Origin of the sequence: Bythopirellula polymerisocia (genome assembly GCF_007860015.1) — a bacterium.
GTDB classification, from domain to species: Bacteria; Planctomycetota; Planctomycetia; order Pirellulales; family Lacipirellulaceae; genus Bythopirellula; species Bythopirellula polymerisocia.
The window spans coordinates 60,195-85,478 of the sequence record NZ_SJPS01000011.1; the positions used below are offsets into that span (position 1 = coordinate 60,195).

Consider the following 25,284-nt stretch of genomic DNA (forward strand, 5'->3'; position numbering starts at 1 on the left):
ATCGTTAATTGTTCTCTCGAGAGTGAGGTCTTTCATTGGATTTGGAACTGGAGGTCCTGTCGGAAGCAGTGACTGAGGCACTATCTAGCCTGCCAAATTCCACGGTCGGTTCCAGCCCCACAAGTCGTGAGAGGGCATGATTCGCGTCCGGATCATCGATGGCAATCCGCACATCGACGACGCTGCGATCGGCTGGAGCCAATGGGTTTCGACTTGCCAAACCAGGCGATCCGATGACGCCTCCAATCTGTACTATGTGCCCAGGGATCCCACCTGTACGCTCGTTAGTCTGGGGGTCAATTCGGTCGGCATACTCTCCTGATAGTGAAGGACTATGAATTGTGGCTGGTTGGTTGATTTTGAGATTCTTGACGTCTGCCTCGTAAACCTCGGCGATACAGACCATCTGTCGGAGGTCTCCCAACTGCATGATGGGCGTTTGAGTGATGAACTCACCGGGCTGTAAATATGTCTTCAAGACAGTGTAAGGGCCACGGTCCTCGGTAGAACCAGTCTTGTGATCGGCTTTGCTCTCAACGCTCAGCACGTCCTTCAGAGAGTCCGGAGAAACATGAGGAGATAGAAGCACCGATCTTTTAAGGGTCTCCTTGGCGACCTCGATTTCCTGGTTGATCGCCTGCTCCTCATATTTTTGATCAAGTTGTTTGAGTGAAAGGTTTGCTACCGAGATATTTGCTTCCGCGGCAGTGACGGCCTTCTCAGCAGCTTCTTTGGTGGTGTCGTAACTATCGTTCGCAATATGGTAATCCGCCAAGGCTGTGTCCATCTCGTTGCGTTGTTTTCTCAGTTGGTAGTCCGTCACGAGATCAGGGTCATCTGCATGCAATGTTTCGAGGCGAATGAGATTCTCATTGGCAAGCATGCTGGCGGTTTCCAACGAACGGAGTTTGTCCTCTTGCAGTTCGAGTTCTCTAAGCTTGGCTTTTGCCTGGGCCAGAGAAGCTTCAGCTTGTGCTTTTTGGGCTACGGCAACAGCGATTTGATGTGTGCGGTTTTTCTCAGCGAGATCTTTTTTCTTTATTAGAGCGTTGAGTTGGGCCTTGCCGAGGTCAAAGCTACTGAGAAGCCCTAAAATCCCGTTAGCAGGCACCTGTTGGTTTACTGTGACATCAGGATCGAGAAGCATCAAGCGTTCCCCAGGAACCGCACTCACCGAAATAATTCCCGAGGCAGGTTCGATTCGCCCCAAGGCGTAGATTGAACGCGACTGCTGATCGGAGGTAGAAGACTGGTTCGACTTGCTTTGAAAGCAACCAACAACCAACAAGCAGGCCAACACTGTCAAGAACAGCATTCCAACCTGGTTACTCTTGTATTGTGCGCGCATTGAAATCCAACTTGTTTGGTAGTCGTAGCAACAGATATGCTTCAGTGGGATACCTGAAAACGTACTGCGCCAAGGTGATTTGTGCGGAGAAAAGCATGCCAATAATCCAGAATTGCCAGGCCCTGATGGGTAAGTCAAGCAATTGAGGCAATCAGCAACAAAGGTTCTCTTCACTCCCCATTATAACCGCAATTTTCGTCTTAATCCTCATCGAGCTCCATTTTGCACCGAAAAATACAATGGCATACTGGATGCTTGGATCAATCGCCAATCGATTAAGAAATTGTCCTTGAATTCGAAGGGGAGGTAACTACCAGATTCTGCTAGACTTAGGAGGTCGACCGAAGTTCAGGCTTTTAATAAGAGGGGTGGGTTATTCCATGCGTCGCATTCTGACATTCCTTTCAGGGGTAATCTGCGGTGGGGCACTTATCTACTTTGCTATGAATTTTCATGTGATTCATTCCAGGGAAGGGTACCATTTTGTGCCTAAGGTGCAGGCTCAATTGGCTTCGACCTATGTCGACATCAGAGATTTTCAAGTGGCTGACTGGGCACAAAATGCACAGGTCGCTGCCGCCCTCGTGCAAGCCAATCGACGGGATTTACTCGACAACGCCATCAATGACTCACTTAACCAAGGAATCGACCGACTACTTAATCGGAATCCCCAGTAGAATCCGCCCCATCTTCCTCTTGGGAGACGCAAGCCATCATAGAACTGTGCAAATCGTCACTTCCCCCTTTTACTTCAACAGTCTTACCATCGGCATGATTGCATCATCGCGGTGGAATGCTGGAGTTTTACGGCCCACTCAATCGATAAGTCTCAATGAAGTGGCAGCATCTTTCTGTAGCTTTACAGTCAGCGAGGAATTCAGCTCAACGAAAGCGTGAAAGAACGCGCTTGGGAAGGACCGTACCGTGGAACTCAATCGCAACCAGTATTTTTTTCTGGGCATTGTGTTTATTCTCGTAGGACTCCAACTACGAATGGTTAGTTCCTATGTTTTGAATGAGCATGCTACTCGATTCCTGGCAGAACGTACTCAATCCTCTAGCAGCAGTGCCACCATGGTTTCGTTTACCAGTGATGTTGGTGCATTGCCGAAGAAGGTGATCAATCCTCCTGAATGGCTTGGTTGGTGCTTGATCTCCTTTGGCGCGGTCTTGATTCTCCACAGCATGGCTATGAAAAAGCCTGGCGGATGACGGTAGCCAATTTCGGGGCTGTCGCCAGAATTTAGTCCATCCAGAGATCGAGAAAGCCACATATGTATCGCCTACTTGAACACTTGCGCCGATTTTCGAAACTATCGCTCGCTGTGCTGCTTCTATTACCACTTCTGGGTATATCTCTCTTTGCGAAGGAGAACCACAATTCTGTGCCAAGTGTCTCGGGTCAGTTCAGTCCCAGCAAACACTCAAGGGGTGAGTTTGAAGAATCCAGCAAAATTCGTATTCGCGAAGGGACTTTGATAGTTGATAAGGGCGGCTACTTTCGCCAAGATGGTGAAGGAGCCACCTTTGTGACCGAGGACAAATATGAATTTGGGGCACTGCCGAATCTCAATCTCGAACGCATTGTACGTACATTGAAGAGCTCCGATGAATCTGAAAGTATCCGCTGGAGTGTGAACGGCGTTGTCACGGAATTCAATGGTCGAAATCACATCCTGATCAGTCGGGCTGTCTACAAGTCATCAGTGCCACCTCCAATTCCCGAGCAAATTGTAAATTGAGGCCTTCGTCGACTTATGACGGTGTGTTGGTGAGCATACGTTCATGATATGGACTTAGCATGGTCGACTTGACACCTTTCAACGGTGAGATATTATCGCTTGTAAAGACATGATTACCTTTGGGGTGATGTCTTTTGCTACTTTGGTTGCGTGAACTTAAGCCGCACCTAATGCTATATCGCCATCGGATAAATCATGATGAATCGAATTGAATTTAGCGAATCTTCCTCTGTAAGCGTAATTCGTTTCAAAGATCAAAAAATCATTGATCCAGAAACTATTCAGGAGTTGGGCGAAGAACTGTTCTCACTGGTGGAAGATGGAAAACGCCAGAAGTTGATTCTGAATTTTGCCAATGTGGAGTTTCTCTCGTCTGCAGCGCTGGGGAAATTGATCACGTTTGAGAAGAAGGCTAAGCGCAGTGGAGCGAAGTTAATTCTATCTAATATCGCCCCCGAAATATACCAGGTATTCACGATTACCAATCTGGATAAACTTTTCACGATTAAAGACAATGAGGCTGATGCCTTGGCAGTGCTTTGATGCCTAGTCCTCCAGTTCAACTGCAGCACTATGGCCTGATTCCTGAGTTTCGCAACATCATGACTTCTACTTCACAGCCGCGAAAGTTCGATCGAGTTTTGCCCAGCACATTGACGGCCTATCATGAATTTGTCCAAGAAGTGCTTACTGCCCTCCAAGGTTACGGCTGGAGTGCAGAAATTCTTTTTGGAGTTCACATGGCACTTGAGGAATCGATCAGCAATGCTGTTCGGCATGGCAATAAGCATGATCCTTCTAAAAGTGTACACGTCGAATGCGAACTTTCGAATAAGCGTTTTTATGCACGCATCACTGACGAGGGGAGTGGATACGATCCCACAGAGGTTCCCGATTGTTGCAACGAGGAAAACTTAGAAGTCCCCGGGGGTCGTGGCCTCGCACTCATCAGGGCCTATATGACCAGCGTGGAACACTGCGACAATGGAAAATGCGTGGTCCTAGAAAGAATTTTGGACTAGCAGCAGAGCCCTTCACCGAACGGCCGCGTTTTCCGGTCTTCCCAGAGTGCCGAAGTGTCTTCGCCCGCCGAAAAGTTTAAGTTTATGGGAGCTACAATCGGCTCTTGTTCCCATATCCTCCGTCAGATATTATGAGGACTTGCCGTTTCTTAAGCGGCCATTCCCTGGTAGCTCAGTTGGTAGAGCAAGCGGCTGTTAACCGCTGGGTCGTAGGTTCGAGTCCTACCCGGGGAGCTAGCTAAAACTAGGTAGTCGTCCGTGTAACTGCGGATATCTCAAGGACTTAAGGGAATCGACCTTAAGTCCTTTTTCGTTGCTCCAGCCCCACGCGGGGCAAATACGGGGCAACGTTGAACTTGTGTTGGTCTTATATCGGTGGTCTCAGGTGGCCACTGGTGAACAATTCACCACACAAGGAATCTCCCCCCATGGCTTGGCTCCAACAGGAAAAAACTGGCATCTACCACGTGTGTTTTCGCTTCTGCGGAAGACGTTACAGGACATCGGCACGCACACGGAAGCTCGTTAATGCCGAACAGCTCCAATCTCGGATCGAAGAGAATATTGAACTCGTAAAACGAGGAAGACTACTGATACCCGAAGATGCCGACCTCGTGACTTTTCTTTCCTCCGACGGTCGGCTGCTTCAAAAGCCGAGACCGACAGACCAGATTTCACTCGGGCAGCTTTATGACTCTTATCTGGACTCACTGCCCAGAGACTCTCACTCACCAGAAACCCTTCGTATTGCCAAGATCCATATGAACCACGTGGCTCGCATTCTGGGGCCGAAGACCTTACTTTCTTCGGTGCAAACCGCGCAGCTTCAACGCTACATTGCGGTTCGCTCTAACGAATCGGGTAAACGCGGCAAACAGGTTTCCACGATCACAATCCGCAAGGAAATTTCTACATTCCGTACACTGTGGAGATGGGCAATAAACTTTGGCCATGTAAAGGCAGACTTTCCCAATCACGGTATCAAGTATCCGCTGTTCACAGAGTCACCCCCATTCCTTACCTGGCAGGAAATCGAGCGACGACAAAGTCGGGGCATTTCTAACGGTATCGTCGAAGATCTCTGGGACTGCCTGTATCTCAGTACCCAAGAACTGGAAGCCTATTTGGATTACATTGAAACGAATTCCATATACGGTTTTCTGTATCCGATGTCGGTCATGGCAGCACATACAGGGGCTCGGCGAAGCGAGCTCTGCAGGTCCTGGCAGGCGGACATCGACTTCGAAGGAGGGACTATTCTAATTCGCGAGCGAAAACGCACTCGTGGTAAGCAATCCTACCGTCACGTTCCCCTCAGTGACCGCCTAAGGAAATCGCTCACGGAGTGGTGCTCCCGGATCGGCAATTCCATCTATACCTTTCCTGCCGATCATCGCGTAATGCGGCTTCGAAATGAAGCTCGCAGAGAGAACTTGCTAAGTGTTTCTCCGGATGAAGCAACGGATCATTTGGCCCGTACAATCGCTACCAGCAAGTGGGGCAAAATCAAAGGCTGGCACATCTTCCGCCACAGCTTTATCAGCAATTGCGCCTCAAGAGGTGTAGACCAGAGGATGATCGACGAATGGACAGGGCACCAAACCGACGCTATGCGTAAACGCTATCGCCATCTTTTCCCCAGCTTTCAGCGTCATGAGATTGATAAAGTCTTTGGGTAAGGGCGAAGCTTTGTACTTAGCCTTCAATACAGGCCTCTCTCAAAAACTTCATCCGATGATTCCACTACCTTGGCGTCATGGATGCCGATGTCGAGGGCGTACTCAACCGAAACCAGTTCATTCAATAAAAACCAGCATTTTATAGAAAATACATGGCCGACAGAACAAGTGCCCTGGAATCCTTATTTAATAGGAAGTTCCAATCGAAAGTATATGGCAAGGGAGGAATACATATGTATTGTCTGGATAGTCCAACACAGCTAATTGCTCTGCTCCAGATGCATCTGGAGGATGCGGTATTCGCTCATCGGTAGTAATACCAAACTCGCCAAACAGTCGGGACTGGAATACTTGATAGCTGGGCTTTCACTGGCGCCTCATCGGAGGGGACCTGAGAATGTCTGTCCGGAAGCAGGATACTGTTCGGCAGTTTGCAATCTTTGGTTCTCCGGTAGGACTGTGACCAAGCCCGTTCGGAACGCAATGATTAACCGATCGCAGCTACTAACAGAGGATCCCAGACGATTTCGACAGCTTCTCGACTCAGATCTCGAGCGGTTCGCAAACGATGCAAAATCGAAACGCATTGTTCCGCTGTTTCGCCCAAATGTAGCCAGCGACCTTGATTGGCAAGATTTGGCCAGATCCCATCCGCACATCTCTTTTTATGATTATACAAAGGTGCGTTCGCGACTCGCTGCCATCCGAAATCATCGCTGGCCAGAAAACTATCAGTTGACCTATTCGGTCAATGAGCGATCGCACCATCGTACAATCGGTTCCTATCTACGGACTGGTTTCAATGTGTCTACAGTCTACGATACCGACTATTTTCCTGCAGTCGGCCGTATCGACCCTCTTCCTGAAAGCTGGAGGTTCGATGGAAAAGAGTGGCCAGTTATTGACGGTGACAAACACGACATTCGTCTGAAAGAAGTCGATGGAACGGGTGTTGTCGTGGGTTTGCGATTCAAGGGTTCACGAAGACTTCTAGACCAAGCGATCGACCGTGGATTCGTTTACGCCACATGACTTCCGAGTTTTCCTTTATCCTGTCTGACCAACGCTTCTCCTTCCACCAACTCCACCCTATTCGGAATTAGCAATCTCTCCTTTGCTAGCTTCTGTTCAAGCTTCCCAAATGCTGTCTCATCGGTGGCGACGACAAATACCGTTTGCGCACCACTTAGCAAGTCGCGCTTCACATTGGTGACAACGTCACTCTTGCCGGTTTCTATTTCAATTGAAACCTTTTCGGACGCTCTCGATGCTGAAATATCCATTTTTCCTCCTCCTTTGGTGCGTGGAGCCTCCAATTCAACTTTATAACCTTGAGATGTGAAGTGCTTGGCTATTCGCTGCTTCCAGTACTCATGTAGAAATGAAGCCTGAGGATCTCTGCCCTCTCTTGGAGTCATCAGTTTCAGTGCATTCTCGGTAAGTCGCAGCAGAACGCGATGTGTCCGACCGACCTTTACGCGTCGCGGACTAATTAGACCATGCTCTACGAGTTGATTCTTCCAACGATTCCCCTTGTCAATACTCGCTCCGAGGCGCCTGTAACGGATATCAACACCATCTTCAGGATGTTGAGCAATATCGTGTAGTAACTCCACGGCACCGGATTCTAAGCTAGTAGCCCCGGAACGAGAGCGTTCGCCTGCTGTTACCTTTACCCCACTACGCTCTCGGATCTCTGACCACGAAATCTCGCCCTTTTCTAGCTTCATTAACATTTCATCCGTCACCAGTCCCTTCTTGATGTCTACCAATGGGAACTGAACCAAAATGGGTTTGCGCCATCTATCTTGCAGCTTGACAATCCCTTGGCCAACAGAAAGCTGGTTCAGACACCATCTGTCGGCATCCTCCATTCCAGATAAACCAACTGCCTTGCTGACATCATTCGGATCTTTTTGGTTCATACAGATTGTTGTGTAACAATTGCCGATCCCTGCGGAAGATATCAAATGAGGATGCTGATCGATGAGGACTATTCCCATCCCCAATTCTCGACACTGTCGCAGGAGTACATTCATCAAAGTTTCTTTTGCCCTTTGTCCCTTGTAAAGAGTGTGATGGGCCTCTTCGAGAAAGATGACGAACCGCAGCTTTTCTCGGTCGTTGTTCGCCAAACGCACTGAGTAGATCCAGCTGCATAGGAGAGGGATCAAGAACTGCTTTGTGTTCTCGGCGATTCCATCGAGCTCTATGATGGTATTTTGATTCAAGAGATTCTTGGCAAATGCAAGTTGATCAGCGCTGCTGGAGGCTACTGTGTCAGAAAAAAGTAGGCTTTCGCAGGCTCTCTGGGCGGAAATCTTCCAACCCACAGATCTTTGGTTGGAAGGCAGATCGTCAATAGCATTTAGGACCTGCTGAATCGAAGGTGCTTTCGCGCCTTGCGAATAGCAGGCATGTATTGCCCTCTGAAGAACGCTTGTTGCCCCATCGCCCAAGGTATAGGCATCAGCCATCACATCGACGAGTTGATTGACATAAGCACTGGCATCGACGCCGGGTGGCACAATGAAGGGGTTAAATGGGAATGGCGAAATCGATCGCCCAGGCGTGTACACTTTGATTTTCTTGCCAAGCAGTGGTATTAAGTGCCGAACAGTCCTCTTCCAGTCCAGAAACAAAAAATGCACTTTTTTATCGACCAATTGCTTTAGGAGATGAAACGATACATTGGTCTTACCGGCACCGGAACGGCCAAAGATGGCCAGATTTTGCATCAATTCCGATAGTCTTAGCGAAAACTCCCATTTTTCATCTTCATACAGTACTGTTCCCAGATGCAGCTGTCCCGATGAAATATTCTTTGGCGGCAGCGAGAGAAGAATCCGATGCTGATAATCTCCGAGAATTCGATAAGCGGTGGAACGAACCTGTCTTTCCACCATCTGCTTCACCGTCGGCTGGGCCAATGTAAGCGTACGAGACCACTGAGTCACCTGCTGAGGCATTAGCGGTTCCAGTTTACGGAGCACATCATCGATATCCATTTTCCTCAGCGAGTTGGTCGAGCATGTTCCATAGCTCTAAAAGTCGTCCCTGAAGTCGCTGTAGAGCAGTCTGACTCTCCCAAGCCAATCTGTAAGACTGCCCCATGAGCTGGTCGAGAGTGCGTTTTGCCTCATCTCTCGCTCTCGTTCGCTCCTGCCAGTCAGGTATCAAGTCAACGCGGTCCTGGATGTTCAGGATCTGTGAGCCTACTTCCAATTCTCTTCTCATTAGTTGCTTCCTTTGTTTCTCTTGATGTCGCTTTAGCTGCCCGATGTGGTCTAAGACCAGAGCGATTTCACGTCCCACAAAAGTTGCGGGTGTGGGAGCTGAATACTGTTTGTTCATCCTTTCGACAATTCGCCCACATTTCGCTTCTAGCTCCTCTCCGAAAGAATTCATCGCACGGCCTCCGCTTTCAGCAATAGTCGCTGGAAATGGTGCCCAAGTTCTGTAAGTTCATACAAGGGGTGAGCTCTCTTCTTGAGGTGTACCGGTCGTACAACTCCGTGAGACTTAAGATAGCGAATCACGTCACGGACATTGTTGGCACTCATTCTCAGTCCGGGTTTGCGAAAGGCTGCCCTACGTTTAATCTGTGCTGGCTGCAATGGTTCACTGAGTGTGCGAATGACCTCACTGCGATGGCTGAAACATACCGTGCCATACAGTCTCCAATCGATGCTTTGCATATCGGTTGTGCCAACCGGATGGGCTTCCTGCGCATTTTTGTATTTTCGTCCTGACTCTGAAAGCCAGAACAAACGACTTCGCGTGGCTTCGGGATTTACACAACAAATCAAACCCTGACTGCATAACCCTGAAAGTACATTGCTACATCGATCCAATGGAATTCTCAGCTGCCGAGCTAACTGAGTCGCCGTGACAGGCTGGGTAAGTATGCTAAGTACGTCGTTTGCCACCTCTGAGAGGACGACTTGTGGGGAATAACTCTTAGTTTTCATTCTCAAATGGTAACAAAGTCGGTTTTTAAAGGTTTTGAACTGGTTTGCCTTGCAATTTACCCAGGCTACTAGCTCGGTCGTTTTGAATGAACCAGTGGTAGCTTTACGGCTTTCTAAATCAGTTCATTGCATATCAATGTCTTAAGCCAACTTGGAGAATGGCGCTGTTGAATAAGATGAAAGGAGGTATTGTTCCCATCGTACTCCAAAACACAACAACCGACTTAAAATGTTCCGAGTGTCGTAGTAGTATTCCATACGGAGGAGATGTTATCACCGCTGAAAAATGCGTCAGTGGACCACGAGGTGTTGTGCCTCTGGGAGATATTCAGTATTTCTGCTCCGATGAATGTATCAGCATGTACTATGGCAATGGTGCGGTCAAAAGAGACCTCCCCAACTTGCCGCCGAGGATTCCGTAAACACCAACGATCGCTCGGGGAATCTAAAGACAAAAGAATTAAAGAGATGAGGGTGTCTGGGAATTGAATTGAAGTAAGCGCAAGGGACTCCATAGGTTTAAGTTTCTGTTACCGCAGTAGAAACAGACGCCCGATGGAGGTCCCAAGAATGGTTACGCGTGCCAAGAGGGCATGCATTTGTCTGCATTGGTGAGGATGGCTATCCCGCGTTGCATGCAAGTAGAACGAGAACATCCACGCACGGGAACGGGAAATAGCCCGAGCACCCCGATTGGTTGTCGGCAGTAATGATTATGGTAGCTGTACGGATGCTTGGCGTCCAGAAGTTGCCAGCACGAAGCACTTTCTTTGATCGCTACCTGCGAGCACACGAGCTGTTTGTCCGTGCCATCGCATTACAGGGGAAGTAGGCCATCGACGAAGGAGTGATCGACCCGACCAGCGATGCCGTTGATAAGAGACTGATCGCCACCCGCGGCCCCCTGTGGCATAAGAGCGACAGCCAAAAAAACCGAATACCACAGGGGTTGCGTGAGGTGGAGTGCGATAGCACGTGGGGTTACTCGAAACACGATGGCTTGGTACAAGTCTACAGCTTTGAGGTGGTGGTCTCGGCCACGAAGGAGAGCACGGTCTTTCCCTTGTTGGCTTCGTCCGCAACCGCTTGTCAAAAAGAAACGACTAGCTTTGACGAAAAAATCGCCGATCTGTCAGAAGCGACCGAGAACGTGCTGGCCGACAGTGGTTATCTCAATAGCAGAATTTTCGTTGTCAGCCACGTAGGCGGCGAGAAAGTTGTGACTCCGGAGAGGTATGAAAAACGATTCGTTGAACAGGCAATCTGAGTCCGATAAGGCTCAAGCCACGAATGGACTTGGCTCCCGCAACCGCCGGTCCCCGTTCTGATGCACTTCGCCAAGAACCACTCAGTACGGTAGGAGCCAGGCGATTGGAACCTGAACTTGGTCATTTCTCCTGTTTGTACTGCATTCATAGGGAATTCAGGAGAATCGGAGTGTATACTACGGAACTCCCCCCAAATTCTGCAGAGATAGCTACCCGAAAGCGCTCACATACCAACGCCGTGAAAAAGACAAACCGACAAGGCCGAACTGGAGCGGCGCGTGACGCCGGATTAGATGACGGGCAATTGACGCCAGCTTCTCTTGGGCGATGGTCCGTTGCGAACCTGGACGCTCCGACATCAAAGATCGACAGCCTGCGTCGGAAACTCTGCAAAGAGCTCGCGCGTCGCGGCGAGACGCTTGAGGAAATCTCTCGTCGCATCGGCATTGAGGACGAAGAAGCTCGCTATCGGTTCCCGGTCATTGGTGTCCAAACGGCCGCTAGTTTCCTGGAGGTGACAAGACAGCGGGTCAACTGCTATGTCGAGACCCACGGGCTTGGGATCCGGATCGACGGTCGATTCTATTTCTCGGTTGACGAGCTCGTCGCCTTCAAACTCGCACCACGGGAGCCAGGTCGCCCCATTGCACCTTGACCTCCCCGAGATCCCCAGAGAATTTTTTTACCCGCACCTATTGACGAACGACAATAGCTTTGTATATTCTATTGTCGTATGACAATAAGCATTGGCTCGGATTCTTGATTTTGTTCTGGAACCGACCAGAGGCCCGACCTGCGAAAAAAGTCTGCATTGTGACTGCCGCACTGGGATCAAAGCAGATTACGTGATCGAATGAGCCAGCATTCCGGCTCTGGGTGGGATGCACATATCTTTCTAGAAAGGAGCCGAGTCATGTGGTGCTACAGCACATACTTCGACGCCGCTATTGACGAGCGGGAGTGGCCATGTCGGTCGCTTTCCGAGAGAGTCGGCGATCTACCTGTTGGCACGTGGTACGGCGGGGATGACGATCTCCCTGCTGGCACGTGGCACAGCGAAGATCACCACCTCTCCCCAGGCGCGCGTTGCTCCGTGATTCAATGAGCAACAACGGAGGGCTGGGACCTCAACGTCACTTGGGGTCTCGGCTCGCTTTACGCAACGCAGCTCGCGTAGAGTTGTCCGAGAATCCTCGATCACCTCGGCTAGCACGAGAAATGGACGATGAGAAGTGTTAATGACACCTACAGAACCAGAAGCGGATCGCACCTATTCCGTTTCAGATTTCAGGAACAGCAGAATGGGGATTGGATCGCCTACATCGCATCGCAGCCTGACTATTGCGGGCGACCGGACGATGCACATAGCACCCATCGGTTGAGCGACAGCTGTGGACGTTACGTGTGCTGGACCGAGCCGCTCCAAACACTTCGGAAGGCTAAACAGGTCGCGGCCACCTGGTGCGAAAAAACCGAGCAGTATATCCGCTACGGCAAGAAGTTCTGATTGCTGACTTGCCACTTTCCATTGGAGAAATAGGAGAAGTGCGATGATTGATTCCGTATTGACCCCTTCGCTTCGAAAGACAAATTGCAGGCAGATCCTCGTCCGCGAGGATTCCGTGCTACGAAAGATACACAAGACCATCGGGTCCAAACGTCCCGAGCAGAGTGGCATGCTGGGCATAAACTCGGAAACCGACGTCATCACACACTACGCATTTGATGAGACTTCCAAAGGCACAACCGTCAGCAACATGCCCGATGTGAAGCGACTGAACGATATCATCAACGATGATTGGAAGCCAAACGGAATTCAATACATCGGAGGCCCTCACTCGCATCCCCCGGGAGTTCATAGACCCTCGTCGGGCGATCGCGAGTATGGCCAGCAGATTCTCGAGGCGAAGCGGTCACTCGAAGAACTGCACATCTGGATCGTCATCCCGGCTGTCGACGGACACACATATGAAGTTTTTCCGTACACGCTCGACCGAGAAGGCAATCTGGAGTTGGTCGAGCTCGTACCTGTTGATGAGAACGACCAGCCAATTATTGCCGACGCGCACGATCATTCTCAGTCGGAACCTTCAACGCTTGGCCCGAAGCGTCCGCCGGTGGTCATCCAATCACCGGCCGATGTTCTGAGTGAGTCAAGAGGCCGAGCGATCGTCGATATTTCAGGGCAATACATCCGCGTTCATGAGGCGTACGATCTGGCCCGGTTGGCTGCTAGCCGACTGGTCTTTATCGGTGTCGGTGGCATCCGAGACACGGTTCTCTACTGTGCCCGTGCTGGCGTCCAGGAATTCATCCTGATAGACCCGGATGTCGTTTCGGAGAGCAACATAGCGACACAGGGTGTCTACCGTGACGAGATTGGATTGCCCAAGGTCGAAGCAGTAAAGCGAGAGCTCATTCGGATCAATCCCAATATACGTGTGGTCGCACTGCAACAATCTGTAGACGAGATCGACGACCCCGCCTTTCAAAGGCTGCTTCACGATCCGATGATGGAATTGCCACTTCCAGGGTTCGGCGGCGACATCTATAGGGAATTACCGCCGAGCGTGACGGTCAGTGTGGCAGGAACCGACTCATTTGAAGCCCAAGCGCGTAACAACCGCATTGGCCTGAAGTGGGAAATTCCTACCCTGGCATCACAAATGTATGAACGTGGGCTGGGCGCTGAGATTACCTTCACGCACCCGGACACTACGCGAGCGTGCCATCGTTGTGTGCTCTGGACGAGGTATCGAGCCTTCCTGAAAGAAGGCTTCCAAAATACCGTAGGATCTTCCTCAGCACCGATCTGTGCCACTCAACGTCTGGCGGGCCTTGAATCATTCATGCTGATGGCGCTTCTACACCATGGCACAAACCATCCACGGTTTGGTGGCCTTCTCCGCAGAATCGGCAATCGGAACCTGATCCAGATCCGCATGGATCCGGACATTGCCGCTTCTCTTGGTCTGAAAGTCTTTGATCGCGTCTTTGGTACTGTCGACCACGACCGTAGCTTATTCGACGACGTGGTGTGGCTTCCTCAGGAGCCAGAGGACGGGATAAAGGACCGACCGATCTGCCCTGAATGTGGGGGCAACGGCGACCTCCACAGTGCTTTGGGCAAGTTCGAGGATACTCGCGAAATGCCAAAGTGAACCGGGGATAACACATGGCCGAATTTGTTGATCAATTCACACGAGTTGTAGATCAGCTGTCCCGCTCTGGGGGCGGACGGGTCGAATTTGCGGATCAGCCAATGCCCGAGGGGGCAAATCCGGTTCGGGCATCGGTGACCGTGATTGTCGATAAGGCCAGCAAATTCGTCGCACTTAAAGTACGGCCACGTGTGCACTGCGATTCTGCTGGCGAAGAAGTACGTCAGTGGCTGCATCATACGGAGTGTCGTTTCCCAAATTCGGCGGTGGCGTGCAGTTGGGTGACAGCCAACCTTCTAACACTCTATGCGCAGCCCGCTTCCTCGGTCGGCCATGGTGTAAGCGGGCAGGCGTACTCCAATGATTCATTGACGGATGTCGATGCCGTTGAAGCACTTCGTTCTCGTACAGAGGACCAGGTAATCCATCTCAAGGCCGAGGACGTAACCCGAGAGCTCGGTCGAGAAGTCTTTGGCCAAGATCACGTGCTTCCAAGTTTAGCAGAACGCATTGTCCGTCACCTGGCACGACGCTCTCCGCGTCGCCCCTGCACGCTCTGGTTTGCGGGGACCACTGGCGTCGGCAAGACGAAGTCCGCGGAGGTCCTCCCCAAGGTGATCAAGTGCCTTATGCCGGAGGGTCGAGGCTATGCAACTACAAGACTGGACATGTCAGAGTACGGGGAGGCTCATCGCCGGAGTCAACTGCTAGGTGCACCGCAAGGTTATGTTGGCCACGGCGAAGGAGCGCAGCTGACCGACGCGCTGGCGGCCAACCCGAGGCATATCGTGTTGTTCGACGAGATCGAAAAGGCGCACCCGACCGTCCTCCAAACACTCATGAATGCGATGGATGCGGGTAGGCTTTCGACGTCAGCGCGGAATGCCTCAGGCACAAGAGAAATCAACTGTTGTCAATCTGTCTTCATCTTTACCAGCAATCTCGAAAATGAATCACTTGTCGACGAGGCAACTCGTCAGGACGCTTTCGACGATCCTGCCCAGATCGACCAGCTATGTCGCCGGGGCCTTCACTCTGCAGGTATTGCCCCCGAACTAATCGGCCGGATCGGAGCATTTCTCCTCTTCAAACCTCTGTCCGAACGAGCAATGGCCCATGTCGTCGCTCTCGCAGTGAGGAATCTTGGAGAGGAATATGGTGTGCGCATCGAATACATCGATCCGGCTGTCGTCGCAGCAATCCTTGATCAAACCTCGAGTCATTGCTTCGGTGCGCGACCCTACGAATATGCGGCAGATAGTCTGCTTGGCGGTATCTTCGCTGAAGCTGCCACCCGAGACACTCGGATGCCATTCAGAATCATTGCCGGCGATCCGCCGCGTTGCATCCCAGTGAACAATTGCGCTGGGCTTCTGTCTGAAGGAGACGGAAAGGAAGGTATTGCATGAGAGGTCTTTCTCACTTCCTCTTATTATTCATCCTGTGCCTCTTTAGTCCCTTTGTGCTTTGGCTAGGCATTGCCGAGTTCATCGACCAGCCTACCTACCTGGCCCTGGCGCGCAGTGGTCTCTTGATGATCGGTCTAGCCACCATCGTTTGGGCAGGGCTGAGGGACCAGCCGCGAATGGTACGGGTGGGCCTCGCGCTCATTGGCATTGGTTTTTTGACATTCTACTACGGAGAGAGCTGGACGTTTCCATCATTTGAATGGACCGAATATTCACTGTATTGTAAATTCGGACAGCGTCTGGAAGTACCGATCCCACCGATGTCTCGAATTACATATGGTCATCTTCTAGCAGGCGGAGTCGCCGTTCTCAACACGGCCCTTCTGCTACACGATACGGACATCCGTAACCTTCTAGTGGCGAATCTCATGTTCATCTCAGTCGTGGTTTTCGCATGCGTTATTTGACCCCGGTCTTAGTCTTGCCACTTTGAGGGAGACTTTGTTCATTCAGCCACCTAGGGCGCATTACGAAATTGCAGGGTGACGGTATCAATCTTTGCGGACGCCTGAAGAGCCACTCCGGTCCCAGCACCTTGCGCGCCGTCTGGAACCGGCTCCGAAGTGTGTGCCGCGATTACACCACCTGCTACCGATCCGGATGCCAATAACAGACGATCTGATCGCCGGGTTTTGAACACTTTGCTAACCGTTCTTTGCGTCGCATCATCAGATCATCTCATGTCCCCCGGCCCCACCTCAACAGCATCATAAGCGGGCGACCTCCGTTGGTCTCGTTCACCAAAATCCGGAAGTGTGGCCGGGCAGTTTCAACTGAACATCCGCCATCTGTACTCGGCTATCTCTGAGGCCCGTAGGTCGCCACAGGCGGCCAGCCACAGTCCAACAATGGGGGGGCAAATAGGGGAGGGAAGGGGGCCTTTGTTTTGAATCCACTCCATTCCGCTGCGAGATATCCTATAAACCAACTATCCATTCCTTTGTACCAAAATATGTGTCGACTTCGTCCATAAACTCATTCGAAGTTGTTCCGTCCCCATCTTGTAGACTCTCACAGGATTTCTGAGACCCTTGTATAACGTACTGGCAACGCCTTTGTTCTGCTTCCATCGCATTTTCCGAAACACCTACCCCATAGTACCATCGAATTCCCACCCCGACCTGCGCGGGAGCAATACCTTGCGAGTCAGCTTTGAGAAGCAGTTTTGTGGAAAACAGAGTGTTGTAATCAATATAGTAAAGACAAGCAGCTAATGCTTTTCCGGCCAACCGAGAGCCGCAGCCTGGTGCTATATTTTCAGGCGGTTCTTCGGATTTCCATTCATGGCAGTGCAATCATTCGTACTCGCTACGACTTCAGCAAAATCCTAAGCGATGCAGTATCGAAGCTCTACGTAGGGGCCCTCTTGTTCTTCGACAAATCAAGCCGATACATGCTTACGACCTTGCTCTACAAATCACGAGGAAGCAGCCCTTTGTTTTGGATCCGCTCAATCTCCGAGTGAGAGATCATCCACTCTGAGGCTGCTCCTCGGCCACTGGGGCGCTTCATGGCATTGATTCGAGCAAGTCGAGCCCATTCACGAACAGTAAAGGGGGCCTTGCTTAGGATCTCGGCTGCTTCAGCCACTGTATACCATTCTTTTTGGAACGCAGGCTCGCGCCCATCGTTCAGTGCAGTCTCAATTCTGGATAACCGATCATTGAGTTGCGTCAGGATATTTGTGATGTCTGTAATTCTCTCAGCCCCTTTTGCGTCCATTGGAAAACTCTATGTGGTGTAATATGCATATTGCTTCTTACCACTCACTATCGACGGTTTCGGGTTCGATATGGGTGAGCAACAATTCAGAACTGCAACTTCCGCATTCATCGCGATATCCCTTACCTAGGTTTCCTTCCCGACCGCAGCAGGGACATTCCTCATTGTGCTTGGTGGATGCGGTGATCGTACTGAGCGTTGACTGGTCGAAATGAAAATAATCCCAATTGCCAAACTGTTTTCCATTCACGATTGCCAAGAGCTGAGCAATAGCAGCTTGTGCAGTCAGGCAATTAAGGTTGGCAATACTCGGAGCAGCTTCTACAGATGAATTACGAACGTAACCATGAACGGCACGTTGGGCGTGCTCGCGAGCATCCATCAGATCGATTGCCGCTTGGGCGGGGTCATACCCATGACAGCATACGAGACAGGCGTTTTCGCCGGGCAAGACCACCCTCACTTGCCCTCCGACGATTGCCTCTTCATCCTCAACAATCACGTCACAACCCAAATCGATTAAAGGGATGCCGTATCGAATGGCCAAGTCATTGAGCATCATGCGGCCACCATCATTGTCGACACAGCCGAATAACACGGTAGCGTTCTTGAGCCGATCTTGTGCAGCAGATTCGGAAAGCATGCATGGATACGGGTAAATCGCAATCGCTGAACTACGCCTGCCAGCCCACTGTGCAGCGAGCGTCACTTTGGGCATCCCTACATCCTCAGGGGTCGCGTAAGGGATACGAGGAATATTCGAAGCTTCGACTTCATCGGCATCGACCAGTGCAAAGAATCCCTGTTCGGCTGCCCCCATTTGAAGCAAGGTTTGGAACAGATGAGCCCCGTTGCCACCCATTCCCACGATGCCAATGCGCAGCTGAGCCAGTCCTTGCTGATTCCATCCTGGAATTCTCACTTGCCGATCGTAGAATGCGGCAATACTTGGAGCGTCCTTGCGACGAACTCCCACAAGATGCACTTCTGAAGGGCGACCGAGTACTTCGATGCGTTGTAAGTCATGAAACGATTTGAGGTCGCGATCCCACGCAACCGCATCGAACGCATCAAAGCGGTTGTTGCCAACCACTAGCACCAAGGTGATCGGATCGGGTAGGTGTTCCGACATGTACTCGGCGTTGGGATATGCATAGGTTTCATCGATCCCACTAAAATGCGGGACGCACGCACCAGGATGCGTGTGGAATTCGATAATATCCTGCTTGGTCTGGAAAGCCTGAAAGTAAACATAACTCAGAAACTCGCGTGTCGGCGTAACGCCACCCGCCGATTGGTGTGCCAAATCTGACTCATCGGGTAAGATAATGTCATTGACTTGAAATATGGTCCCCTGGGCCGTCTGCTGATGGTAGCCGAGCCCAAAGGCCATTTGCTCTTTTCGTTCATCTTGTCGCATGTGCGCGAACAACTCCTCCGCCTCATGTTGGCGAATGCGTAATACTCTTTCAGGGCCAAAGCCTACGGGCGTATTATGAAGAGCTCGTTTCATTTCAGTTTCTCCTAGAGAGTTTCAGGGTCAGTAAGACTCGCTCGTACCATCTCAATGAAGGCAATCATGTCGTCGCGTAATGGATTCCAGGCGATTTGCTCGTAGCAAAGCCAAGCCCAGCCGTTCCAACCTGGCGTATGGTAACGAGGAATGGCGCCAGTATGGACATCTCGCAAGCAGTAGCCTAGATATCGGATGTCGCCAGGGATATAAATGCGATCCTTCCCTACACCGGGTGCAAGACTGGGGTACACACTTGGCAATTCAATGAGCACAGGTATCTTTGGGCGGTCATACCCATGGGGCAGGTGCACGCCTTCCACGATGACGAACCGCCTTCGCTCATCGATCCATAGAGAGAATCCTGCCCGGGACAGATTCCTGAGATCACGATCAAGGGTGCTCATTGCTCGATTTCCTTTTACCACGCACGTGGTCTGGGATGTCTCGAAAATAATCTCTAGGGTTGATCAGAATGCGTTCTCCGGGATTGACGATGAGGTTCTCCCCCGTGGGAAGCTGCTGCACCAAGGTTCTGTTCTTCGGGATTGCGGCAACCTCACGCAGCGTGTCTGAGTCGACGGACCCGTCATGCTCCAGAGGTACGTCCACCATTCTGCCATTGACCATTTGTCGCATGATATTTCTCCTGCTTTCGAGTTGAGTAACGAAAAAAACACAAAACAGCTTGCTAAGGTTTACGATTTTGGCTGTTCAGTAAAATCCTCAGTACGCCCATGAGTGCCACTAGTATTAGCCCAAATGCCATGAGACCGTGCGTCCGGTTCGAAATCGAAGAGTTCGAACCGAGGTGCCGCATCATGCCGAAAAAGGCACTAATGTCCTCGTGCATGTTGACGGCAGTAAAGAACGCTATAATTGCCAGGGCAAAGGCAGCCACATTCGGCCATTTCATTTCCATCGTGATTTTCCTCCAAAATGGGATTTGTTTTCCTGATTTCCTGATTTCCCCTCCCAAGCTATAGCAGGGGAATACAATCGCTAACTCGTTTCAGTGCTTGGGGTAAAGTGAGAATAAAAACGGGCACGTCCGGTCCCGGGGCAAGCTGCTGCAGACGCTGTCTACTTGCCCGCAAAACCTTCTGGTTGGGGACGACGACCCACAATTCGTCCGCTCCTAAATCGATGGCCTTTTGGATGTCGTTAGCGATTCGACGAGTGGTCATTTCGATCTCGACAGCGACGAACAGGCCATCCGGGAATCGAGCAGTGAGGTCGCAGTAGCCGATGTGGCCAGCAGAGTGCGAGCGGCTTTGCAACTGCACCTTTGCGCCCGTTTCCTGGAACGCGTGTACCAGCGGGTCCAATATATTGCGATCGTGGATGTAGCCGCCGTTCATGCTGTTGATCCTCCTGTGAACTGGTCTGCATCTTGGGCATGGAGAACCTCAACGGCTGCCTCGGTGGGCGTGAGGACAATTGCCGCCCGACCGCGCGCCTTCGTCTGCAGCTCGGTCTCTCGGACCAGCCCTTGCTTTACCAGTTGTTTTCTAACTTCAACCGCCTTACGGGGGCTCATCTGGGTGAGCTTGGGATACTTGCTGGACGGCATGCCGGGGTGATCGACGATAGCCCGCAAAAGCCTAAGCAGGGCTGTGTTTTGTTTTGGAGTTGACGCTGGCTTCACTTGGCAAGGTGACTGTGGTGCCTTACCCTCCGGCGTCCAGTTGGCAAACTCAGCCGCCTCAATCGTGGGCAAATCTTTCAAAGGTCCCAGATTGGAATGGTTGTGAGCGTCGTGTGAAGTTTGTGTGTTCATTGCTCGAATGGGTTATGGTTCGCGGGAAAGAGATGGGAAACATGATTACTGGCACGTTGGTCCTGGCCGTTTCGACGATTGAATCGAAGGTCAGGTACGCGAAACAAAAATGGCCGACGGAGAGCTTGCCCTTGCCCCAGGCAGCCGACAAACATTCCGGGAATCAAATTCGTCGTGAGCCAGCGGCGCTGGTCAGTCGTCAGCCCCATGGCCGCTCCGATGGTGTCGTAGTCGTTCGCCGAAGCGCAGCGACCAAGAAACTTGTTGGGCGTGTTCGATAAGATTGACCGAGTGAGGTCGGCTGATTGCACGCTCAGGTCGAGTCCAATCCCCGTCCCACGGATGGCACCGATGAGATCAGTGACACTGCTGTCGCCACTTGAGCATAATCGAGCCGCCTCATCGCAGACTACCAGCAAGTCCATCTTGGGATTAGATATGCCCCGATCCAATCGTGAGCGGAACTCGCGTAGCAGCAAGGCATTGAGCAGGAGATTCTGTTCAATGTCGGTAATCCCGGAAAGGTCAAATGCCAAGTGCAAGCCTGCTAGGTCTTCGGACGTCCAGGCAAAGCGGTACCGGAGTACTTCGCCCAAGCTGACGAGGATCGGGTTGAGACTCGTAACGATCGCACGACGAGATTCGGCATGGGCCCCTTTGTCGGCTGCCGCGGCCTCTCGAACATCAAAAAGTGTGGGATAATTTTGGCCACCATCCAGCACGCTGAACTGGCGATAGAGTTCCAGAATGATCAAGTGCAACAAACGAGCTGCCTTGGCGGGCAAGTCGAGCACGCCGACGAGGCCGTCCGCCATAATCGACGCATAGTTTCTCGGATCGGTGTACCTCGGGACATGCAAGGGATTTATCCGCATTTGCCGCGCGGGTACCACAATCAATTCAACGCCTACTCGCTCTAGATATGGCTTAAGAATTGCGTACTCCCGCTTGCGAAAATCAAAACACCAGAGTCCAGACAGCAGACAAGCCATCTGCAAAATGTGAAATCGACTGCGGGTCGTCTTGCCCGAACCCGTGGTCGCGACCGTCAGCGCATGCTCGTTGAAGTATTGGGCCGGACAACGAATCGCGTTTTCTTCGAAGTCTTGCCCCAATACCAGATTGCCACGAGTCGCGCCTGGATTACGAAATGGTGGGCCGAGCAACTGTCGAATACGATCTTTTAGAACGCGTGATTGCAGTATCCCATATTCAAACTCACGCGCCACACCGAGATTGATAGAACGCAGCACGGCCTTGCCAAGGCGGTCATTGAACAAACTATGCTCATTGGCGTAGATGAGATCAGCAATATGTTTGGGAAGACCTTCGTTAGCCATGATTAGTTGTGAAACCTCACAAATGGGGAAAGAAAAAAGTGCCAGAGTCGACGTCGCCTCGCTGCGACAAAGCACTTAGGACACAAGTCGAAGATATTACCGACGGCATCGACATATTTCTTAGCATGGCATGGCCCGAGGGGAGCCCCGCACAGGCAACGCCGCAAACAGTTGCTGCAGACAACGGCACTGCATTGCGAACAAGCGCCACCCGTCGGTGCCTTGCAGCCACACGGCAACACTTGCTCGCACTCAGTGACATGAGAACTGGTGCCGTTGTTTTCCGTGAGAAAATCGGCCTTGTCCTGCCGGCCAACCTCGACCTCCTCGCCAGTCCACATGTTGGTAACGACCTTTCGGAAGTGTTCGGATCGGATTTCTTCATCCATCGAAAGGCTCCTATTCGGGCTGAGTGGATTGCTTGATTACCACGGGGAGTTAAACCAGTTATCACACGCCCACTCCCAGGCGTGCTGAAACCACCGATACGTGAACATGACGCTGTACACGGCGGCGGTTCCGCAATTTAGGGCGAGCGATAGCCACAAAACGAAGCAAATGCCATCGCGAAGGCGTTGAAATACTGAAGCATGCCAGGGGGTGTTCATTGGGAATTCTCCTTCTGTTCGGTAGAGAGGTTGAAGTCGTTGGTCGAATTCACGGCATCGTCCACAGAAGCCCGTTTGTGGACCTCTGCGTTAGGTCGCCTGATGTACTGGCCTGCCAAGGCCTCTTTTCTGTTTTGTTCAATAGAGATGCCGCATGCGTTGGCATTCCGGTAATTAATAATTTCTATTGCGTGCATTGATATTAGCTCCTCTTCTGCCAGGAAAGGGTCGTCGGACAACTTCGTTGGCGGCGAAGTTGACGAATGTCAAATACCGGCCGCTAAGGTACGCACTGAATTCGTTCGAGATCTCCAGACGCAAACCAATGCGGCAAGCAGTACGACTCAATAGTAAAATGCGCGGCTCACGGAAATATTGCGTTAATCGGGGGATTTCTTTAACTTGTACAGCTCACTTCCTACTCCAAAATGCAAGTTAAGGGGTAACTTCTTGCCTCACTGCAACTTTGGAAAATTGGCATTCGTCCCGTGAGCGCCCACCGCTTGTTCAGATGCAAGGTGGTTGGACATTTGAGTTTTTGAAACTGAAGGCTAGGTAATAATGGCCAAGCAGCGAAAACGAGATTCCCAACCGATCAATGCGGAACTTCTCCGCAACGTCATCAGGGACCACTTTTGCTGTAGTACGAGTCAATTTGCCAAAAAAGCGAAGGTTTCGAGATCAACCATTTATAATGCGCTCAGAGGAAAACCACTTGACAAGTGGGTAATCGCTAGGATTTGTCAGAAGGTAGATCAAATTGATCTCGAGCAATTGACGGCAATCAATTTGCCGCTCTCGATTCCTGAACCAGCGAAACAGGCAGATGGAGGAACCGTTCGACCCTCCATCCTCACGTTGGTAAGCATTCGAGGGGGAGTCGGCAAGACGTTGGTTGCTGTGAGTATCGCTGTGGAACTGGCCTCAAAATTCCGCGTGGCTCTCGTGGACATCGACTTGTTTACATTCGGGGCTACTCGATGGTTCAATCCGGTTCTACAATCAGCCGTTTCGCCGCTGACATTTCTCGATTTTGCGCTTGGATCCCAGTCGTTCGACGTGGAAAAACAAGTCTTCTCATGTGAGATCGAACCGCCGATAGCTCCTGATGATAAGGGGGAGTTATTTTATATTCCGTCGCATGCTCCAGTCTCCAATGCTTCGCAGGGACTGAAAGCGCGTCCTATACTCGTCGACTGGTCGCTTGACGATGCGCAAGACGCCATCGATTCGCTAATTGAGCGGCTTTCAGAACTACGTGTCGATGTAATCATTCTTGATACTCATCCAGGACTCATGGCACTCACAGACGTGGTCTGTAATGAGGCTGACTGCAATATTCTTGTCTCGGATTGCGATAGCTCGACCTTGCAGGCGAACTGGCTATTGGCATGGGAGATTCAATCCCGCCAACAGCGTCTCAACGCAAAGGCTCGATCAAAGCATATGTCGCGCACACCTGCTTGGCGATTTGCATTGAATCGCATCCCATCTCCAAGAACTGTTGCAGATTGCCAGAAGCTTGTTATCACAGCAGGCGAATTAGCTCAACTGAGCTGGCCGACCAAAGAGTCGGCTAAGAAGGTGAGTTCCGAAGAAAGTGACCCGGTGTTTCTCCTCCCAGAATTAGAGGCTATGCGACTCGACGAGCTGGAATCCTATGCTCCCACATCGATCAAGCGGAGGGGCGGAAACCGTACCGCTCTGGCAACAAAGCACCTCGTATGCCGCCTTGCTTCAGAGGGAATCCTGTCTCAGGCAGAAGCTGCATTTCCCTATGCTAACGAGGACAATCAAATCGCAAGAGAAAAGCTCCGTACCTATCTGGAAAACTATGACAATCCGTGGTACCCGGGACTGAGAAGTTTTGATACACGGACAATTTTCACGCTCTTGACTATCTTCGTGTTGTTTCTCATCTTTTATATTACTTTTGTGAAGGTGCTTTCTAAAGAGCAAGAACAACCTGAGCTACTGCTCGTCCTGAAAATTGTCGCTAGCTTAATTGTATGCCTGGTATTCTCTCTCATCGCTGGTTTGATAAAAGAAGTTATCCGAGAATGTCGGAGTATTTGTTGGTACATAGATGCCTGCGCAATTAACAATTACCCAGCAGAACTCCAGAGTAGCTTATACGACGCAGGCGTATATCGATCTCTAACATACGATACACGACTATTTTCGCATTTTCTACTTCTTATCGCGCTCATACCAGCTATTGGTTTCGCTGGCATTACCTACAACCTCCTAGGACCATTGTGGCGTTACCTAATGCTAGGTGCCATGGCTCTAATCTTGTTGGTTGGTATATGGTCTGCAGAAGGAAATGCGTGCGTTATCAGAGTAGTGCGATTATGGTTCTCAGTCCAATTGCAGCGTTTTTTCCACCGACAAATATTGACAGATGCTGAGGACTCAAGGAAAAACAAGGGTAGTGTCCGTCAAGATGCGCACATTTGTTTTTGGGGTTAACCCTGCCGGTAGGTCCGCCCCCAACTCCGTAGCTGCGTAGCAGCGGAGGAGTTGGGGGCGGGCGCGGCCTACGAGGCCACTCCGCTGGTCTCCTTCGTCGTCTCTTGCAATCGCTCCATATCGAGGTACTTGCGCGTGCCCCATTTGGTACCAGCGACGTGTCGCAGTCTTGCGGATACCAGCATCAAT

At 51.1% G+C, this 25,284-nt stretch carries 30 protein-coding genes and 1 tRNA gene; 18 read left to right on the top strand and 13 right to left on the bottom strand.

Annotated features, from left to right (window positions below; genetic code table 11):
• Window positions 1–4: 4 nt before the first annotated feature.
• Window positions 5–1,315 carry a hypothetical protein gene (locus tag Pla144_RS22345; protein ID WP_146452929.1) on the bottom strand — a complete coding sequence of 437 codons (1,311 nt, stop codon included), beginning with the start codon at window positions 1,313–1,315 and terminating at the stop codon, window positions 5–7.
• A 413-nt stretch (window positions 1,316–1,728) separates the two neighbouring features.
• Between Pla144_RS22345 and Pla144_RS22350 the strand changes: the two genes are divergently transcribed.
• The 8 genes from Pla144_RS22350 (at window position 1,729) to Pla144_RS22385 (ending at window position 6,823) form a co-directional block, all read left to right on the top strand.
• The gene (locus Pla144_RS22350; RefSeq protein ID WP_146452930.1) at window positions 1,729–2,025 is read left to right on the top strand and encodes a hypothetical protein; all 297 of its coding nucleotides are present in this window, start codon (window positions 1,729–1,731) and stop codon (window positions 2,023–2,025) included.
• A 247-nt stretch (window positions 2,026–2,272) separates the two neighbouring features.
• Window positions 2,273–2,560: a hypothetical protein gene (locus Pla144_RS22355; RefSeq protein ID WP_146452931.1), complete on the top strand. Its 288-nt coding sequence runs from the start codon at window positions 2,273–2,275 to the stop codon at window positions 2,558–2,560.
• A 62-nt stretch (window positions 2,561–2,622) separates the two neighbouring features.
• Window positions 2,623–3,090, top strand: a complete 468-nt coding sequence (locus Pla144_RS22360) for a hypothetical protein (RefSeq protein ID WP_146452932.1) — start codon at window positions 2,623–2,625, stop codon at window positions 3,088–3,090.
• Between the two features lie 195 nt (window positions 3,091–3,285).
• The gene (locus tag Pla144_RS22365) at window positions 3,286–3,633 is read left to right on the top strand and encodes an STAS domain-containing protein (RefSeq protein ID WP_146452933.1); all 348 of its coding nucleotides are present in this window, start codon (window positions 3,286–3,288) and stop codon (window positions 3,631–3,633) included.
• Window positions 3,633–4,112: an ATP-binding protein gene (locus Pla144_RS22370; protein ID WP_146452934.1), complete on the top strand. Its 480-nt coding sequence runs from the start codon at window positions 3,633–3,635 to the stop codon at window positions 4,110–4,112. The genes Pla144_RS22365 and Pla144_RS22370 overlap by 1 nt, the downstream gene beginning before the upstream one ends.
• Before the next feature lie 161 nt (window positions 4,113–4,273).
• Window positions 4,274–4,346, top strand: a tRNA-Asn gene (locus Pla144_RS22375).
• 194 nt (window positions 4,347–4,540) lie between these two features.
• Complete coding sequence (locus tag Pla144_RS22380) at window positions 4,541–5,791, top strand: tyrosine-type recombinase/integrase (RefSeq protein ID WP_146452935.1); 1,251 nt, start codon at window positions 4,541–4,543, stop codon at window positions 5,789–5,791.
• Between the two features lie 291 nt (window positions 5,792–6,082).
• Window positions 6,083–6,823 carry a GP88 family protein gene (locus tag Pla144_RS22385; RefSeq protein WP_197530942.1) on the top strand — a complete coding sequence of 247 codons (741 nt, stop codon included), beginning with the start codon at window positions 6,083–6,085 and terminating at the stop codon, window positions 6,821–6,823.
• Here the strand turns inward: Pla144_RS22385 and Pla144_RS22390 are convergent.
• From Pla144_RS22390 to Pla144_RS22400, 3 genes are read right to left on the bottom strand one after another with little or no spacing between them, the layout of a single operon-like run.
• Window positions 6,811–8,784, bottom strand: coding sequence for a helicase HerA domain-containing protein (locus Pla144_RS22390; RefSeq protein WP_231936508.1), 1,974 nt, complete (start codon window positions 8,782–8,784; stop codon window positions 6,811–6,813). The genes Pla144_RS22385 and Pla144_RS22390 overlap by 13 nt on opposite strands.
• Window position 8,785: 1 nt before the next feature.
• The gene (locus Pla144_RS22395) at window positions 8,786–9,199 is read right to left on the bottom strand and encodes a hypothetical protein (RefSeq protein ID WP_146452938.1); all 414 of its coding nucleotides are present in this window, start codon (window positions 9,197–9,199) and stop codon (window positions 8,786–8,788) included.
• Complete coding sequence (locus tag Pla144_RS22400) at window positions 9,196–9,762, bottom strand: hypothetical protein (RefSeq protein WP_146452939.1); 567 nt, start codon at window positions 9,760–9,762, stop codon at window positions 9,196–9,198. The genes Pla144_RS22395 and Pla144_RS22400 overlap by 4 nt, the downstream gene beginning before the upstream one ends.
• 167 nt (window positions 9,763–9,929) lie before the next feature.
• On the opposite strand from Pla144_RS22400, the gene Pla144_RS24855 reads away from it, so the two are divergent.
• From Pla144_RS24855 to Pla144_RS22430, 8 genes are all read left to right on the top strand, one after another.
• Window positions 9,930–10,184, top strand: coding sequence for a hypothetical protein (locus Pla144_RS24855; protein WP_197530943.1), 255 nt, complete (start codon window positions 9,930–9,932; stop codon window positions 10,182–10,184).
• Window positions 10,185–10,609: 425 nt separating this feature from the next.
• The gene (locus Pla144_RS22405; RefSeq protein WP_146452940.1) at window positions 10,610–11,029 is read left to right on the top strand and encodes a hypothetical protein; all 420 of its coding nucleotides are present in this window, start codon (window positions 10,610–10,612) and stop codon (window positions 11,027–11,029) included.
• Between the two features lie 170 nt (window positions 11,030–11,199).
• Window positions 11,200–11,685 (top strand): hypothetical protein, encoded by a 486-nt coding sequence (locus Pla144_RS22410; protein ID WP_146452941.1) that lies wholly within the window; start codon window positions 11,200–11,202, stop codon window positions 11,683–11,685.
• 258 nt (window positions 11,686–11,943) lie between these two features.
• Window positions 11,944–12,135 (top strand): hypothetical protein, encoded by a 192-nt coding sequence (locus Pla144_RS22415; RefSeq protein WP_146452942.1) that lies wholly within the window; start codon window positions 11,944–11,946, stop codon window positions 12,133–12,135.
• A 120-nt stretch (window positions 12,136–12,255) separates the two neighbouring features.
• A complete protein-coding gene (locus Pla144_RS24860) occupies window positions 12,256–12,537 on the top strand; it encodes a hypothetical protein (protein ID WP_197530944.1) in 282 nt (93 codons plus the stop codon).
• A gap of 43 nt (window positions 12,538–12,580) precedes the next feature.
• Complete coding sequence (locus Pla144_RS22420) at window positions 12,581–14,191, top strand: HesA/MoeB/ThiF family protein (protein WP_146452943.1); 1,611 nt, start codon at window positions 12,581–12,583, stop codon at window positions 14,189–14,191.
• 14 nt (window positions 14,192–14,205) lie between these two features.
• A complete protein-coding gene (locus Pla144_RS22425; protein WP_146452944.1) occupies window positions 14,206–15,600 on the top strand; it encodes an AAA family ATPase in 1,395 nt (464 codons plus the stop codon).
• Window positions 15,597–16,067, top strand: coding sequence for a hypothetical protein (locus Pla144_RS22430; RefSeq protein ID WP_146452945.1), 471 nt, complete (start codon window positions 15,597–15,599; stop codon window positions 16,065–16,067). The genes Pla144_RS22425 and Pla144_RS22430 overlap by 4 nt, the downstream gene beginning before the upstream one ends.
• A 1,003-nt stretch (window positions 16,068–17,070) precedes the next feature.
• On the opposite strand, the gene Pla144_RS22435 is transcribed toward Pla144_RS22430, so the two are convergent.
• From Pla144_RS22435 to Pla144_RS22470, 8 genes are read right to left on the bottom strand one after another with little or no spacing between them, the layout of a single operon-like run.
• Entirely contained in the window at window positions 17,071–17,382 is a 312-nt protein-coding gene (locus tag Pla144_RS22435; protein WP_146452946.1) for a helix-turn-helix domain-containing protein, read from the bottom strand.
• Window positions 17,383–17,419: 37 nt separating this feature from the next.
• A complete protein-coding gene (locus Pla144_RS22440) occupies window positions 17,420–18,895 on the bottom strand; it encodes a HesA/MoeB/ThiF family protein (RefSeq protein WP_146452947.1) in 1,476 nt (491 codons plus the stop codon).
• An 11-nt stretch (window positions 18,896–18,906) separates the two neighbouring features.
• Window positions 18,907–19,302 (bottom strand): E2/UBC family protein, encoded by a 396-nt coding sequence (locus Pla144_RS22445; protein WP_146452948.1) that lies wholly within the window; start codon window positions 19,300–19,302, stop codon window positions 18,907–18,909.
• The gene (locus tag Pla144_RS22450) at window positions 19,289–19,534 is read right to left on the bottom strand and encodes a hypothetical protein (protein WP_146452949.1); all 246 of its coding nucleotides are present in this window, start codon (window positions 19,532–19,534) and stop codon (window positions 19,289–19,291) included. Before Pla144_RS22450 ends, Pla144_RS22445 begins: the two co-directional genes overlap by 14 nt.
• 52 nt (window positions 19,535–19,586) lie before the next feature.
• Window positions 19,587–19,817 (bottom strand): hypothetical protein, encoded by a 231-nt coding sequence (locus tag Pla144_RS22455; RefSeq protein ID WP_146452950.1) that lies wholly within the window; start codon window positions 19,815–19,817, stop codon window positions 19,587–19,589.
• 58 nt (window positions 19,818–19,875) lie between these two features.
• Window positions 19,876–20,256, bottom strand: coding sequence for a hypothetical protein (locus Pla144_RS22460; protein WP_146452951.1), 381 nt, complete (start codon window positions 20,254–20,256; stop codon window positions 19,876–19,878).
• A complete protein-coding gene (locus tag Pla144_RS22465) occupies window positions 20,253–20,675 on the bottom strand; it encodes a hypothetical protein (RefSeq protein WP_146452952.1) in 423 nt (140 codons plus the stop codon). The genes Pla144_RS22460 and Pla144_RS22465 overlap by 4 nt, the downstream gene beginning before the upstream one ends.
• Window positions 20,672–22,015: an ATP-binding protein gene (locus Pla144_RS22470; protein WP_146452953.1), complete on the bottom strand. Its 1,344-nt coding sequence runs from the start codon at window positions 22,013–22,015 to the stop codon at window positions 20,672–20,674. The genes Pla144_RS22465 and Pla144_RS22470 overlap by 4 nt, the downstream gene beginning before the upstream one ends.
• A 38-nt stretch (window positions 22,016–22,053) precedes the next feature.
• Here Pla144_RS22470 and Pla144_RS22475 point away from each other — a divergent pair, with 38 nt between their 5' ends.
• Window positions 22,054–22,440, top strand: a complete 387-nt coding sequence (locus Pla144_RS22475) for a hypothetical protein (RefSeq protein WP_146452954.1) — start codon at window positions 22,054–22,056, stop codon at window positions 22,438–22,440.
• Window positions 22,441–22,619: 179 nt separating this feature from the next.
• Here Pla144_RS22475 and Pla144_RS22480 read toward each other — a convergent pair whose 3' ends face one another.
• A complete protein-coding gene (locus Pla144_RS22480) occupies window positions 22,620–22,820 on the bottom strand; it encodes a hypothetical protein (protein WP_146452955.1) in 201 nt (66 codons plus the stop codon).
• Window positions 22,821–23,184: 364 nt separating this feature from the next.
• On the opposite strand from Pla144_RS22480, the gene Pla144_RS22485 reads away from it, so the two are divergent.
• A complete protein-coding gene (locus Pla144_RS22485; protein WP_146452956.1) occupies window positions 23,185–25,095 on the top strand; it encodes a ParA family protein in 1,911 nt (636 codons plus the stop codon).
• Window positions 25,096–25,284 lie beyond the last annotated feature (189 nt).

What these genes read in the sequence shown, in the direction of transcription:
- Pla144_RS22485 (WP_146452956.1), top strand. Translation starts at nt 23,185, where the DNA reads ATGGCCAAGCAGCGAAAACGAGATTCCCAACCGATCAATGCGGAACTT.
- Pla144_RS22445 (WP_146452948.1), bottom strand. Translation starts at nt 19,302, where the DNA reads ATGAGCACCCTTGATCGTGATCTCAGGAATCTGTCCCGGGCAGGATTC.
- Pla144_RS22350 (WP_146452930.1), top strand. Translation starts at nt 1,729, where the DNA reads ATGCGTCGCATTCTGACATTCCTTTCAGGGGTAATCTGCGGTGGGGCA.
- Pla144_RS22430 (WP_146452945.1), top strand. Translation starts at nt 15,597, where the DNA reads ATGAGAGGTCTTTCTCACTTCCTCTTATTATTCATCCTGTGCCTCTTT.
- Pla144_RS22370 (WP_146452934.1), top strand. Translation starts at nt 3,633, where the DNA reads ATGCCTAGTCCTCCAGTTCAACTGCAGCACTATGGCCTGATTCCTGAG.
- Pla144_RS22360 (WP_146452932.1), top strand. Translation starts at nt 2,623, where the DNA reads ATGTATCGCCTACTTGAACACTTGCGCCGATTTTCGAAACTATCGCTC.
- Pla144_RS22380 (WP_146452935.1), top strand. Translation starts at nt 4,541, where the DNA reads ATGGCTTGGCTCCAACAGGAAAAAACTGGCATCTACCACGTGTGTTTT.
- Pla144_RS22420 (WP_146452943.1), top strand. Translation starts at nt 12,581, where the DNA reads ATGATTGATTCCGTATTGACCCCTTCGCTTCGAAAGACAAATTGCAGG.
- Pla144_RS22365 (WP_146452933.1), top strand. Translation starts at nt 3,286, where the DNA reads ATGATGAATCGAATTGAATTTAGCGAATCTTCCTCTGTAAGCGTAATT.
- Pla144_RS22425 (WP_146452944.1), top strand. Translation starts at nt 14,206, where the DNA reads ATGGCCGAATTTGTTGATCAATTCACACGAGTTGTAGATCAGCTGTCC.
- Pla144_RS22460 (WP_146452951.1), bottom strand. Translation starts at nt 20,256, where the DNA reads ATGAACGGCGGCTACATCCACGATCGCAATATATTGGACCCGCTGGTA.
- Pla144_RS22455 (WP_146452950.1), bottom strand. Translation starts at nt 19,817, where the DNA reads ATGGAAATGAAATGGCCGAATGTGGCTGCCTTTGCCCTGGCAATTATA.
- Pla144_RS22435 (WP_146452946.1), bottom strand. Translation starts at nt 17,382, where the DNA reads ATGGACGCAAAAGGGGCTGAGAGAATTACAGACATCACAAATATCCTG.
- Pla144_RS22480 (WP_146452955.1), bottom strand. Translation starts at nt 22,820, where the DNA reads ATGCACGCAATAGAAATTATTAATTACCGGAATGCCAACGCATGCGGC.
- Pla144_RS22345 (WP_146452929.1), bottom strand. Translation starts at nt 1,315, where the DNA reads ATGCTGTTCTTGACAGTGTTGGCCTGCTTGTTGGTTGTTGGTTGCTTT.
- Pla144_RS22450 (WP_146452949.1), bottom strand. Translation starts at nt 19,534, where the DNA reads ATGCGACAAATGGTCAATGGCAGAATGGTGGACGTACCTCTGGAGCAT.
- Pla144_RS22385 (WP_197530942.1), top strand. Translation starts at nt 6,083, where the DNA reads ATGCGGTATTCGCTCATCGGTAGTAATACCAAACTCGCCAAACAGTCG.
- Pla144_RS22440 (WP_146452947.1), bottom strand. Translation starts at nt 18,895, where the DNA reads ATGAAACGAGCTCTTCATAATACGCCCGTAGGCTTTGGCCCTGAAAGA.
- Pla144_RS22415 (WP_146452942.1), top strand. Translation starts at nt 11,944, where the DNA reads ATGTGGTGCTACAGCACATACTTCGACGCCGCTATTGACGAGCGGGAG.
- Pla144_RS24860 (WP_197530944.1), top strand. Translation starts at nt 12,256, where the DNA reads ATGAGAAGTGTTAATGACACCTACAGAACCAGAAGCGGATCGCACCTA.
- Pla144_RS22465 (WP_146452952.1), bottom strand. Translation starts at nt 20,675, where the DNA reads ATGAACACACAAACTTCACACGACGCTCACAACCATTCCAATCTGGGA.
- Pla144_RS22395 (WP_146452938.1), bottom strand. Translation starts at nt 9,199, where the DNA reads ATGAATTCTTTCGGAGAGGAGCTAGAAGCGAAATGTGGGCGAATTGTC.
- Pla144_RS22400 (WP_146452939.1), bottom strand. Translation starts at nt 9,762, where the DNA reads ATGAAAACTAAGAGTTATTCCCCACAAGTCGTCCTCTCAGAGGTGGCA.
- Pla144_RS22470 (WP_146452953.1), bottom strand. Translation starts at nt 22,015, where the DNA reads ATGGCTAACGAAGGTCTTCCCAAACATATTGCTGATCTCATCTACGCC.